Raw genomic sequence first — 12,108 nt, 5'->3', positions numbered from 1 at the left:
AACGGTACTGGCCCGCGCCGGCGCGGGCCGCAACCTGGCGGCGTACAACATCTTGCAGGGAATGATGCACATATGATCCGGAGCATGACGGCCTTTGCCCGCCAGGAGCGCAAGACCCCGTGGGGAGTGCTGTGCTGGGAGCTGCGTTCGCTCAACCACCGTTACCTGGAGCTCAGTCTCCGTTTCCCGGAGGAGTTCCGTGCGCTGGAGACCCGCACGCGCGAGGCGGTCGGCGCCCGGATCCGCCGCGGCAAGGTCGAGGGCACCCTGCGCTACCAGCCGGTGGCGGCGACGCACACCGAATTCGCGCTGAATGAGGATCTGGTGCGGCGCCTGCTGGAAGTCACCAGCCGCATCGAGGGCATGATGGAGAATCCCGCGCGCACGCGCTCCATCGATCTGCTCAAGTGGCCGAACGTCCTGCAGGTGGTCGAGCAGGATATCGGCCAGCTGCAGGCCGAGGCGGTGAGCCTGCTCGATGCCACGCTGCAGGAGATGGTCGAGACGCGCCTGCGCGAAGGCGCCATGATCAAGGGGCTGATCGCCCAGCGCTGCGAGGAGATCCGGCAGCAGGCCGAACTGGTGCGCGGACAATTGCCGGCGATCCTCGACGCCCAGCGCAAAAAGCTCAAGGGGCGGCTGGATGAGCTGGAGATGAAGTTCGACAGCGCCCGGCTGGAGCAGGAGCTGGTCTATCTCGCGCAGAAGATGGACGTGCAGGAGGAGATCGACCGGCTCCTCGTGCACCTGGAGGAGGTGGAGCGGGTGCTGAAACAGGACGAGCCGGTTGGCCGGCGCCTGGATTTCCTCATGCAGGAACTCAACCGCGAGGCCAATACGCTGGGCTCCAAATCGGTCGACGCCGTGACCACGCGCGCCTCGGTGGAGATGAAGGTGGTGATCGAGCAGATGCGCGAACAGATCCAGAACATCGAGTGAAACAAGCCGACGCACGGGATAGAGCCATGGACAATACGCACACCGCCCCGCGCGAGGGGTTCGTTACCGGCACGCTGTTCATAATCTCTGCGCCGTCGGGCGCAGGCAAGACCAGCCTGGTGCGGGCCGTGCTGGCGGACAATGCCGGGGTCGCGATGTCGGTCTCCTTCACCACGCGCCCGCCGCGCGCCGGTGAACGGGACGGCGTCGATTACCACTTCGTGGACCGGGGGCGCTTTCTCGCCATGGTGGAGGCGGGCGAATTTCTCGAGCACGCCGAGGTGTTCGGCAATTACTACGGCACCGCCCGGTCGGAGGTGGGGGAGCGGCTCGCGCAGGGCTCCGACGTCATCCTGGAGATCGACTGGCAGGGCGCGCAGCAGGTGCGCCAGGCCTTCCCGGCGGCCGTCGGGGTCTTCATCCTGCCGCCGTCGCGCGAGGTGCTGCGAGCGCGGCTGAACGGCCGCGGGAAGGACGATCCGGCCGTCATCGAGCGCCGCCTGCAGGCCGCGGTCGAGGAAATATCCCATTATTCCGAATACGATTTCATCGTGATCAACGACCACTTCGACGCGGCGCTGGCTGATCTGCGCGCGATCCTGCGCACCGAACGCCTGCGCCTCCCCCTGCAGACCGAACGCCATCAGGCGCTGCTGCGTGAACTGATGAGATGACCCCTGCCGCGCCGCGGCGACGTGTGTGGCGGCGGAAAACCGGTATAATGGTCGCATGCACCGCTTGAATAGCGCGTGCGGACAATGACTTGACGAATGGAGAATGGCACCGCATGGCCCGTATCACCGTAGAAGACTGCCTTACCCACATCCCCAACCGTTTTGACCTGGTGCTGGTCGCGAGCAAGCGCGCGCGCCAGCTCAGCAAGGGCAAGGAGCCGACCCTGCCCTGGGATAACGACAAGCCGACCGTGCTCGCGCTGCGCGAGATCGCCGAGGGCAGCGTCGACGCCTCGATCCTGAAGGAAGTCAACGTGCGCGAGGAGATCGCCGAGGGCGTGGTGGAGAAGGACGATTTCCGCCAGCGCCTCGAGCAGGAACTGCAGCAGGAACTGCAGCAGGAGTTTCGCCAGGAGACACCGTCCCGCGGCGATCAGGAAACGGAAGACTGACACTGCATGAGGGGATAACCCTTGAAGCGGTCCGAACAGGCAACGCGCATCGATTCCAGCCTACCGCAGCATGTAGACCCCGAGTTTTTGCTCGACGACCTGTGCGCCAGCCTGGCGGCCTATCTCACCCCGGACCAGATCGATGAGGTGCGGCGGGCGCACCGGTTCAGCGCCCGCGCCCATCTCGGTCAGCAGCGCCTCTCGGGCGAGCCGTATATCAGCCATCCGCTGGCGGTGGCGCGCATCCTCGCCGACATGCGCCTCAACACCGAGTGCATCGTCGCGGCGATCCTGCACGACGTCATCGAGGATACCCCGACCGCCAAGGAGCAGATCGCCGAGCAGTTCGGCGCCGAGGTGGCCGAGCTGGTCGACGGCGTCAGCAAGCTCACCCAGATCGAGTTCGAGAACCGCCGCGAGGCGCAGGCGGAGAATTTCCGCAAGATGCTGCTGGCGATGGTGCAGGACATCCGCGTCATCATCATCAAGCTGGCGGACCGCCTGCACAACATGCGCACGCTGACCGCATGTCCGCCGGAGACGCGCCGCCGCATCGCGCATGAAACGCTGGAGATCTACGCGCCCATCGCCAACCGCCTCGGCATGAACACCATCCGCACCGAGCTGCAGGAGCTCGGCTTTGCCGAGTACTATCCGCTGCGCTACCGCGTGCTGGCGGAATCGGTGCGCAAGGCGCGCGGCAACCGCCGCGAGATCGTCGGCAAGATCAGCGCGGCGATCGAGGAACGGCTGGCGCAGGAAGGACTGCCCGGGCGGGTGGTCGGCCGCGAGAAGCACCTCTACAGCATCTACCAGAAGATGCGCGCCAAGCGCCTGACCTTCTCCGAGGTGTTCGACGTCTACGCCTTCCGCGTCGTTGTCGACAGCGTCGACAGCTGCTACCGCGCGCTCGGCATGGTGCACAACCTGTACAAGCCGGTGCCGGGCCGCTTCAAGGACTACATCGCGATCCCGAAGGCGAACGGCTACCAGTCCCTGCACACCGTGCTGTTCGGGCCGTACGGGGTGCATCTCGAGGTCCAGATCCGCTCCGAGGACATGGAGATGGTGTCCGAGGCCGGCGTCGCCGCGCACTGGCTGTACAAGCTGGGCGAGGGCGGACCGGCCAGCAGCGGCGCGCAGAAGCGCGCGCGCGAATGGATGAGCGGCCTGCTCGAGATCCAGAAGAACGCCGGCAATTCGCTCGAGTTCCTCGAGAACGTCAAGATCGACCTGTTCCCGGACGAGGTCTATGTGTTCACGCCGCGCGGCAAGATCATGGCGCTGCCGCGCGGGGCGACTCCGGTCGACTTCGCCTACGCGGTGCACACCGACATCGGCAACACCTGCGTGGCCGCCAAGATCGACCGCCGCCTGGCGCCCCTGTCCTCCACGCTGTCGAGCGGGCAGACCGTCGAGATCATCACCTCGCCGGGCGGTGCGCGCCCCAACCCGGCCTGGCTCAATTTCGTGGTGACGGGCAAGGCGCGCGCCACCATCCGCAACTACCTCAAGAACCTCAAGCGCGAGGAGTCCATCGAGGTCGGGCGACGGCTGCTGGATCAGGCCCTGCTGAAGGGGTATTCCTGTTCGGTCAGCGATCTCGATCCCGACAAGGTCAGGATCCTGCTGGCGGAGTTCAAGCTGCCCGGCCTCGAACACCTGTTCGAGGAGATCGGGCTGGGCAACCGCCTCGCGCCGCTGGTGGTCAAGCGCCTGATGGAGGTGCTGACCGCGGAGAAGGCGCGCAGCCGCGCGCGGCCCGGCGGCATCAAGAATGTGATCACGCGCTACATGCCGGCCTGGCTCGGCGGGACGCGCACGCCGACGCGCCCGCTCTCGATCAAGGGCACCGAAGGCATGGTGGTGACCTTCGCCAAGTGCTGCTACCCGATACCCGGCGACGCGATCCAGGGCTTCGCCTCCGCCGGGCGCGGCGTGGTGATCCACACCGAGTCGTGCAAGAACATCAAGGAATTCCGCAACCAGCCCGAGAAGTGGATCGACGTGCAGTGGGAGCCCGACATCCAGGGCGAGTTCCCGGTCGAGATCCGCGTCGAGGCGCTCAACCGGCGCGGCGTGCTTGCCACCGTCGCGGCGGCGATCGCGGGCATGGACGTCAATATCAACAACGTCTCGATCGACGAGCACGACGGCAAGCACAGCAGCATCGCCATCAACATCGGCGTGCAGAACCGCGTGCACCTCGCGCGGGTGATGCGGCGCATCCGCACGCTGGACAACGTGGTCAAGATCAATCGCAAGAAGGCCTGAAGCCCGGCGCATGGCCGGCCGGGAACACACGGGAAAACACGAGGAGGAGTAATGGCGGCACGAGAGGCGATCCACACCGGCGACGCGCCGGACGCTATCGGCACCTATTCACAGGCGGTCAGGGTCGGCGGCGCGGTCTATCTGTCGGGGCAGATCCCGCTCGACCCGGCGACCATGGAAATGGTGTCCGGCGGCTTCGAGGCGCAGGCGGAGCGGGTGTTCGAGAACCTTGCCGCAGTGGCGCGCGCCGCCGGCGGCAGCCTCGCCGACGTCGTCAAGCTGAACGTATATCTCGCCGACCTCGCCAACTTCCCCCAGGTCAACGCGGTGATGGGGCGCTATTTCGAGCGGCCCTACCCTGCGCGCGCCGCCGTGCAGGTGGTGGCCCTTCCGCGCGGGGCTGCGATCGAGATCGATGGCGTGATGCACCTGTAGGGTCCATGCGCACGCCTTGTCCGCCCCGCCGCCGGTGACGGATGCGCGCCGTGGTTTCCCATACAGACGAGAAGACGGACGGGATTACCCTGTCCTCACCCGTCGGCCGCCTGAAGAGGGTGGGCGGGCACATGCAGGAGCTGCTCGCGCGGCTTGAAATCCGCACCGTGCAGGACCTCCTGTTCCACCTCCCGATCCGCTACCAGGACCGGACCCGGGTATCCCCGATCGGCGCGCTGCAGGCGGGCGACGATGCGGTGATCGAGGGCGAGGTGCTGCTCACCGAGATCCGCTACGGGCGCCGCCGCATGCTGCTGTCGCGGCTCGGTGACGGCACCGGCACCATCACGCTGCGCTTCTTCCATTTCAGCGCCCGCCAGCAGGAGGGGCTCGCGCGCGGGACGCGCCTGCGCTGCTACGGCGAGGTGCGGGGCACACCCGGCAATCTGGAGATGGCGCATCCGGAATACCGGCGCGCGGACGCGCCGGACCAGCCGGCGGCGCAGCCCAGCCTGACGCCGGTCTATCCGGTCACGGCGGGTCTGCGGCAGGTTTCCCTGCGCGCGCTCATCGCCCAGGCCCTGGCCTGTTCGGCCGTGGAGGGTGACGCCGATCCGCTGCAGGAATTGCTGCCCGATGAGGTGATCGCGCGCCACGGCCTGGGCCCGCTGCGCACGGCCCTGTTCTATCTGCATCAGCCGCCTCCGGATGCCGATCCGGAGGCGCTCAGCGACGGTTCGCATCCGCTGCACAAGCGGCTGGCCTTCGAGGAATTGCTGGCGCACCAGCTCAGCCTGCGCGTGCTGCGCGCAGGCATGCAGCGCCACCGGGCGCCGCCGCTCGCCGTGCCGGGCACGCTGGTCGCGCGCTTCATCGCCGGCCTGCCGTTCGCTCCGACGGCGGCCCAGCGGCGGGTGATCGGCGAGATCGAGGCCGATCTGCGCCTGCCGCACCCGATGCAGCGGCTGGTGCAGGGCGACGTCGGCTCCGGCAAGACGGTGGTCGCCGTCGCGGCGGTCCTGCAGGCGGTCGAAGGCGGCTGCCAGGCGGCGGTCATGGCGCCGACCGAACTGCTGGCCGAACAGCACTGGCGCAACCTCGACGCCTGGCTGCGGCCGATCGGCGTCGAGGTCGTCCATCTGGCCGGCAAGGCAAGGGGCGGCGCGCGCGCGCGTGTGCTGGAGGCGGTGCGTTCCGGACAGGCCGCCGTCGCGGTCGGCACCCATGCCCTGTTTCAGCAGGACGTGGTGTTCGCGGCGCTCGGCCTGGTGGTGGTGGACGAGCAGCACCGCTTCGGCGTGCACCAGCGCCTGGCGCTGCGCGAGAAGGGGAGCAGCGGCGGGCGCTATCCCCATCAGCTGATCATGACGGCGACGCCGATCCCGCGCACCCTGATGATGACCGCCTATGCCGACCTCGACTGCTCGATCATCGACGAGCTGCCGCCGGGCCGGCAGCCGGTGACGACGGTGATCGTGCCGGACGGGCGCCGCGCGGAGGTGCTGGAGCGCGTGCGCGAGGTGTGCCGGCGCGGCCTGCAGGCCTACTGGGTGTGCACTCTGATCGAGGAATCCGAGGCCCTGCAGTGCCAGGCCGCGCAGGAGACCTCGGAGCAGCTGCGGGAGGCGCTGCCGGAACTCGCCGTCGGCCTGCTGCACGGGCGCATGAAGCCGGCGGAGAAGGAGGCGGTGATGGCGGCGTTCAAGGCCGGCGCGCTCCAGCTGCTGGTCGCCACCACGGTGATCGAGGTCGGCGTGGACGTGCCCAACGCCGGCCTGATGATCGTCGAGAACGCCGAGCGGCTCGGCCTCGCGCAACTGCACCAGCTGCGCGGCCGGGTCGGCCGCGGCAGCGAAAAAAGCGCCTGTGTGTTGATGTATCATAGCCCCTTGTCGGAGCGCGGCCGCCTGCGGCTGGCGGCCCTGCGCGACACCGGCGACGGCTTCGAGATCGCGCGCCGCGACCTGGAGATGCGCGGACCGGGCGAGATCCTCGGCATCCGCCAGGCGGGCGTCGCGCAGATGCGCACGGCCGACGTGCTGCGCGACCAGGAACTGATCCCGGCGGCGGGCCAGTGCGCCGCATTGCTGCTGGAGCGCTACCCGGAGCGGGTGAATCCGCTCATCCGGCGCTGGCTGGGCGACCGGCCGCAGTACGGCGCGGTATGATGCCGGCCGCGGGGGCGGGCGAGTCGAGGGACGGAAACAGGCAGTGGCAGACATCGGATTCAACTACGGCGGGGAGCCGCGCTGGCGCCTGCTCGACGCCCGTCTGCGCCGCCGCGTGCCGGCGGATCAGCTCCCCTGGCTGGTCGATGCCGCATCCCTGACGCAGCGCCTGCGGGAACTCTGTCCGCACGGCTTCAATGTGCGCCTCCTCGCGCAGCGCTGGCAGCGGCCGCTGCGCAATGAACGGCGCGCACTCGGCATGCGCGACCATGAGTTCGGCCTGGTGCGGGAGGTGCATCTCGCCTGCGGGGAGATCCCGCTGGTGTTCGCGCGCACGGTAATCCCGGCCGGGACCCTGCGCGGCGACCTGCGCCGCTATGCCCACCTGGGGAACCGTCCGCTGGGCGCGCTGCTGTTCGCCGACCGGCGCGTGCGCCGCGGCGGCATCGAGGTCGCCGAGATCCCGCCGGGTCACGCGCTCTACCGCGTGCTGACCGGCGGCCGCGGCGCCGGTGCGGCGGCGATCTGGGGGCGGCGCTCCGTGTTCACCCTGGCCGGGCGCCCGCTGCTGGTCGGCGAGATCTTTCTGCCGGCCCTGACGGGGACGCGCCGGCCCGCCGCGGCGGCGCCGCGCAGCGAATTTACCGGGGCGTGCGGGTGAGCGCACCGGGAAGGCTGATGGAACGCCTGTCGGTGTACGCGCGCCTGATGCGGCTGGACCGGCCGATCGGCATCTTCCTGCTGCTGTGGCCCACGCTGTGGGCCCTGTGGATCGCCGGCGCGGGCCGGCCGGATCCCGTCGTGTGCGTCGTCTTCGTGCTGGGCGTGCTGCTGATGCGCTCGGCCGGCTGCGTCATCAATGACTTCGCCGACCGCGGCTTCGATCCTCACGTCGCGCGCACGCGCGACCGGCCGCTGGCGTGCGGGCAGGCGACGCCGCGCGAGGCGCTGCTCCTGTTCGGCGCGCTCTGTCTCGCCGCATTCGCTCTGGTGCTGACCATGAACCGCCTGACGGTGCTGCTCTCCCTCGCCGGCGCCGCGCTGGCCGCCACCTATCCGTTCATGAAGCGCTACACCGACCTGCCGCAGATCTACCTCGGCCTGGCCTTCGGCTGGGCGGTCCCGATGGCCTTCGCCGCGCAGACCGGCGCGGTGCCGGAGGCCGCCTGGCTGCTGTATCTCGCCACCCTGCTGTGGACCACCGCCTACGACACCATGTACGCGATGGTCGACCGCGAGGACGACCTGCGCATCGGGGTGCGCTCGACGGCGATCCGGTTCGGCGCCGCCGACCGGCTCGCGATCGGGCTGCTGCAGGCGGGCACGCTGCTGGTGCTCCTGCTGCTCGGGTTTCGCCTCCAGCTCGGCGCCGGCTACCACGCCGGCCTGGCCGTGGCGGCCGGGCTAGCGCTCTATCAGCAGCACCTGATCCGTGCGCGTGATCCGGCGCGCTGTTTCCGTGCCTTCCTCAACAACAACTGGTTCGGCGCCGCGGTGTTCGCCGGTCTGGCAGTGCATTATGCCGGCTGAGCATCGCGCGGTCCGGGGGCGCGATTGCCATCGCTGGTACAATCGGGTCAAATATGATCGATTTGCCGGTCCTGCGCGGCCGGCCTGGGTGATGGCGCGACGAATGGCGGGCAGGGTGACACGATGGTCCATCACGACCGGGTAACCGGCGGCACGGGCGGTGCGCGCGGCGAGGCGCCGGTACGCCTGTATGAGCTGAACGAGACCGAGGTGCGCCAGATCCGGGAACTGGGCGCGGCGGTGATCGCGACGGAGGCGGAGGCCGTGCGGGCGCTGTCGGCGCGCATCGGGGACGCCTTTGTCGCGGCCTGCCGCTACCTGCTGGCCTGCACGGGTCGCATCGTCGTGCTCGGCATGGGCAAGTCGGGACATATCGGCGGCAAGATCGCCGCGACGCTGGCCAGCACCGGCAGCCCCGCCTTCTTCGTCCATCCCGGCGAGGCGAGCCACGGCGACCTCGGCATGATCACCGCGCGCGACGTGGTGCTCGCCATATCCAATTCGGGCGAGACCGAGGAGCTGCTCACCATCCTGCCGCTGATCAAGCGCCTCGGTGTGCCGCTGATCGCGTTCACCGGCCGGCCCGAGTCGACGCTCGCGCGCGCGGCCGACGTCAACCTCGACGTCAGCGTGGCGCAGGAGGCCTGCCCGCTCGGCCTCGCACCGACCTCGAGCACCACGGCGACACTGGTCATGGGCGACGCGCTCGCGGTGTCGCTGCTCGAGGTGCGCGGATTCACGGCGGAGGACTTCGCCCGTTCGCATCCGGGCGGGCGCCTCGGCCGGCGCCTGCTGCTGCTGATCCGCGACATCATGCACACGGGCGATGCCATACCCGCCGTGGGCGAGGACGTGCTGCTGAGCCAGGCGCTGGTCGAGATGACGCGCAAGGGCCTCGGCATGACCGCGGTGACGGACGGCGCCGGACGCATGGCGGGGATCTTCACCGACGGCGACCTGCGCCGCGTGCTCGACCGCCGGCTCGACGTGCACGCCACGCCGATCGCCGCGGTGATGACGCGCGACTGCAAGACGGCCGCCCCCGGCATGCTGGCGGCGGAGGCGCTCGAGATGATGGAGAAGCACCGCATCAACGCGCTGCTGGTGGTGGACGGGGAACGGCGTCTGCTCGGCGCGCTCAACATGCACGACCTGCTGCGCGCGGGCGTGGTCTGAGGAGGGGGAGTGGCAGCGCTGCATGAACTCAGGCAGGGAGTGACGGAGAAGGCCAGGAGCATCCGCCTCGTCATCTTCGACGTCGACGGCGTGCTGACCGACGGCGGCCTGTTCATCGATACGGATGGGCGCGAGCACAAGGTATTCCATTCGCGCGACGGACACGGCATGAAGATGCTGCAGCAGTCCGGCGTCGAGATCGGCATCATCTCCGGGCGCGATTCCCCGGCGGTGACGCACCGCATGTCCGGACTGGGCATCCGCCATGTCTACCAGGGCCAGCAGGACAAGCTCCCCGCCTTTCACGAACTGATCGGCCGCCTCGGCCTCGTGCCCGCCCAGGTGGCGTACGTCGGTGACGACGTGGTGGACCTCCCGCTGCTGCGCCGGGTCGGGCTCGCCGTGGCGGTGCAGGACGCGCACGATCTGGTGCGGCGCCACGCCCACTGGGTCACGGCCTGCAGCGGCGGCCGCGGCGCGGCGCGCGACGTGTGCGAACTGATCATGGACGCCCAGGGGACCCTCGCTCCGCGCATCGAACGCTACCTGGCGCTCGACTGAGACCGCCGCCGGGATGATGCGCCTGTCGGTCGATAAACGCCTGTTGACGGTTGCGCTGCTGATCGCGGCGGCGGCCGGCAGCTGGTGGTGGTCGCGGCTGCAGGATGCACAGGAGCGCGCGCCGGCGGAGCTGCGGGTGGAGCGGCCGGATTATTATCTCACCGGGTTCGAGCTCACCGAGATGAACGCGGCGGGGGCGGTGGAGCGGCGGCTCGTCGCCGACGATCTCTACCACTATCCGGACAGGGCGACATCGACGCTGACGCGCCCGCACCTGACCGTATACCAGGACGGCAGGGCCGCCTGGGATATCGCGGCGCTGCGCGGAACGGCGTCGGAACGCGAGCGCCTGATCAATCTGCAGGGCGACGTTCGCGTCCGTTACAGCGGCGCCACCCCGGCGGAGGACATGCGGATGTACACCGACGACCTGGATGTGTGGCCCGACGGCAAGCTGGCCGAGACGCGCGCGGCGGTGCGCCTGGAAGAGCACTCCGGCGTCACGCGCGCGATCGGCATGACGGCGGACCTCGAGCGGCGGCGCGCCGTGCTGCACGCGGAGGTGAGGAGCGAATATGCGCCGTAGGCTCTCCACCCTGCTGCTGGCCTGCGCGCTGCTGGGGCCGGCGCCGGGTTACGCCCTGTCGAGCGACCGCGAGCAGCCCATCCATATCGAGGCCGACCGCGTCGAGATCGATGACGTCGCGCATGTCAGCGTCTATCGCGGCAACGTACGCTATACCCAGGGCACCATGCGCCTCGAGGCGGACACGGTGTCGATCCATTACGACGCGGAACGGAACTTCCAGCGCCTGACGGCGGAAGGGCAGCCGGCCCGTTTCCGCCAGCGGCTCGACGGCCAGGCCGAGGACATGCGCGGCGAGGCGCTGAAGATCGAATATACCGCCGCACCGGAACGCCTCGTGCTGAAACAGCAGGCGCAGGTGTGGAGCCAGGGCGACGAGTTCGCCGGCGACCTCATCACCTACGACATCGCCGCGGACCGCGTCGTCGCGCGCCGCGGCGAGGCGGAAGAGGGTCGCGTGCAGGTGATCATCCAGCCGCGCCAGACGCCCGCCGCAGGGGCGGAGACGCCGGCGGCGGATGCCGACGGGCGCTGACGGGACGCCCATGGACGTCCTGAGCGTCAGGCACATCTCCAAGCGCTATCGCGCGCGCGCCGTCGTCAACGGGGTATCGATGACGATCGAGAGCGGCGAGGTGGTTGGCCTGCTGGGGCCGAACGGCGCCGGCAAGACCACCTGTTTCTACATGATCGTCGGGCTGATCCCGTGCGACAAGGGCTCGATCAGCCTCAATGAGCGCAACATCACCGGCTATCCGATGCACGCGCGCGCGCGCCTCGGCATCGGGTATCTGCCGCAGGAGCCGTCGGTGTTCCGCAAGCTGAGCGTGGCGGACAACGTGCGCGCGATCCTGCAGACGCGGCGCGATCTCGACCGCACCCGCCAGGAACGCCGGGTGGACGAGCTGCTCGACGAGCTGCACATCGGCCATCTGCGCGACGCCATCGGCATCAGCCTGTCAGGCGGCGAGCGGCGCCGCGTGGAGATCGCGCGCACGCTGGCCATGGAGCCGCGCTTCGTCCTGCTGGACGAGCCCTTCGCCGGCGTCGATCCCATATCGGTGCTGGATATTCAGCGGATAATCAATTACCTGAGCGACAAGGGCATCGGCATCCTGATCACCGACCACAACGTCAGGGAGACCCTGGGGATCTGCCGGCGCGCCTACATCATGAACGACGGCGAGATCCTCGTCGCCGGCCAGCCCGGGGAGATCCTGCAGAACGAGCGCGTGCGCGAGGTGTACCTTGGCCAGGACTTTCAGCTCTAGGCGATAAACTTCAGATTGATCATGGAGGTAAGTGGGGTACAC

At 69.1% G+C, this 12,108-nt stretch carries 13 protein-coding genes; all 13 read left to right on the top strand.

Translation table 11 applies throughout. The annotated features are described in order from the left end of the window. Window positions 1–72: 72 nt before the first annotated feature. A complete protein-coding gene (locus IPK65_12220) occupies window positions 73–939 on the top strand; it encodes a YicC family protein (GenBank protein ID MBK8163862.1) in 867 nt (288 codons plus the stop codon). 26 nt (window positions 940–965) lie between these two features. Continuing rightward, on the top strand, window positions 966–1,613 hold the full coding sequence (gene gmk, locus IPK65_12215) for a guanylate kinase (protein ID MBK8163861.1): 648 nt from the start codon (window positions 966–968) through the stop codon (window positions 1,611–1,613). Between the two features lie 113 nt (window positions 1,614–1,726). Then, complete coding sequence (gene rpoZ, locus IPK65_12210) at window positions 1,727–2,065, top strand: DNA-directed RNA polymerase subunit omega (protein ID MBK8163860.1); 339 nt, start codon at window positions 1,727–1,729, stop codon at window positions 2,063–2,065. An 87-nt stretch (window positions 2,066–2,152) separates the two neighbouring features. Next, window positions 2,153–4,339, top strand: coding sequence for a bifunctional GTP diphosphokinase/guanosine-3',5'-bis pyrophosphate 3'-pyrophosphohydrolase (spoT, locus tag IPK65_12205; GenBank protein ID MBK8163859.1), 2,187 nt, complete (start codon window positions 2,153–2,155; stop codon window positions 4,337–4,339). A gap of 51 nt (window positions 4,340–4,390) precedes the next feature. Then, the gene (locus IPK65_12200) at window positions 4,391–4,774 is read left to right on the top strand and encodes a RidA family protein (protein ID MBK8163858.1); all 384 of its coding nucleotides are present in this window, start codon (window positions 4,391–4,393) and stop codon (window positions 4,772–4,774) included. A 41-nt stretch (window positions 4,775–4,815) separates the two neighbouring features. Continuing rightward, the gene (gene recG, locus IPK65_12195) at window positions 4,816–6,942 is read left to right on the top strand and encodes an ATP-dependent DNA helicase RecG (protein MBK8163857.1); all 2,127 of its coding nucleotides are present in this window, start codon (window positions 4,816–4,818) and stop codon (window positions 6,940–6,942) included. A gap of 43 nt (window positions 6,943–6,985) precedes the next feature. Further along, on the top strand, window positions 6,986–7,603 hold the full coding sequence (locus tag IPK65_12190) for a chorismate lyase (protein MBK8163856.1): 618 nt from the start codon (window positions 6,986–6,988) through the stop codon (window positions 7,601–7,603). Window positions 7,604–7,617: 14 nt separating this feature from the next. Continuing rightward, the gene (ubiA, locus tag IPK65_12185) at window positions 7,618–8,472 is read left to right on the top strand and encodes a 4-hydroxybenzoate octaprenyltransferase (GenBank protein ID MBK8163855.1); all 855 of its coding nucleotides are present in this window, start codon (window positions 7,618–7,620) and stop codon (window positions 8,470–8,472) included. Between the two features lie 123 nt (window positions 8,473–8,595). Continuing rightward, window positions 8,596–9,648: a KpsF/GutQ family sugar-phosphate isomerase gene (locus tag IPK65_12180; GenBank protein MBK8163854.1), complete on the top strand. Its 1,053-nt coding sequence runs from the start codon at window positions 8,596–8,598 to the stop codon at window positions 9,646–9,648. Window positions 9,649–9,666: 18 nt separating this feature from the next. Next, on the top strand, window positions 9,667–10,209 hold the full coding sequence (kdsC, locus tag IPK65_12175; protein MBK8163853.1) for a 3-deoxy-manno-octulosonate-8-phosphatase KdsC: 543 nt from the start codon (window positions 9,667–9,669) through the stop codon (window positions 10,207–10,209). A 13-nt stretch (window positions 10,210–10,222) separates the two neighbouring features. Beyond that, window positions 10,223–10,795 carry an LPS export ABC transporter periplasmic protein LptC gene (lptC, locus tag IPK65_12170; protein MBK8163852.1) on the top strand — a complete coding sequence of 191 codons (573 nt, stop codon included), beginning with the start codon at window positions 10,223–10,225 and terminating at the stop codon, window positions 10,793–10,795. Continuing rightward, on the top strand, window positions 10,785–11,330 hold the full coding sequence (gene lptA, locus IPK65_12165; GenBank protein ID MBK8163851.1) for a lipopolysaccharide transport periplasmic protein LptA: 546 nt from the start codon (window positions 10,785–10,787) through the stop codon (window positions 11,328–11,330). The genes lptC and lptA overlap by 11 nt, the downstream gene beginning before the upstream one ends. A 10-nt stretch (window positions 11,331–11,340) precedes the next feature. Next, complete coding sequence (gene lptB, locus IPK65_12160; protein MBK8163850.1) at window positions 11,341–12,066, top strand: LPS export ABC transporter ATP-binding protein; 726 nt, start codon at window positions 11,341–11,343, stop codon at window positions 12,064–12,066. The last annotated feature ends 42 nt before the right edge of the window (window positions 12,067–12,108 follow it).

This window comes from Gammaproteobacteria bacterium (genome assembly GCA_016712635.1).
Lineage (GTDB): Bacteria > Pseudomonadota > Gammaproteobacteria > SZUA-140 > SZUA-140 > JADJWH01.
Note: the sequence above shows the minus strand (reverse complement) of the source record. Positions and strands in the feature narration are given on the sequence as shown.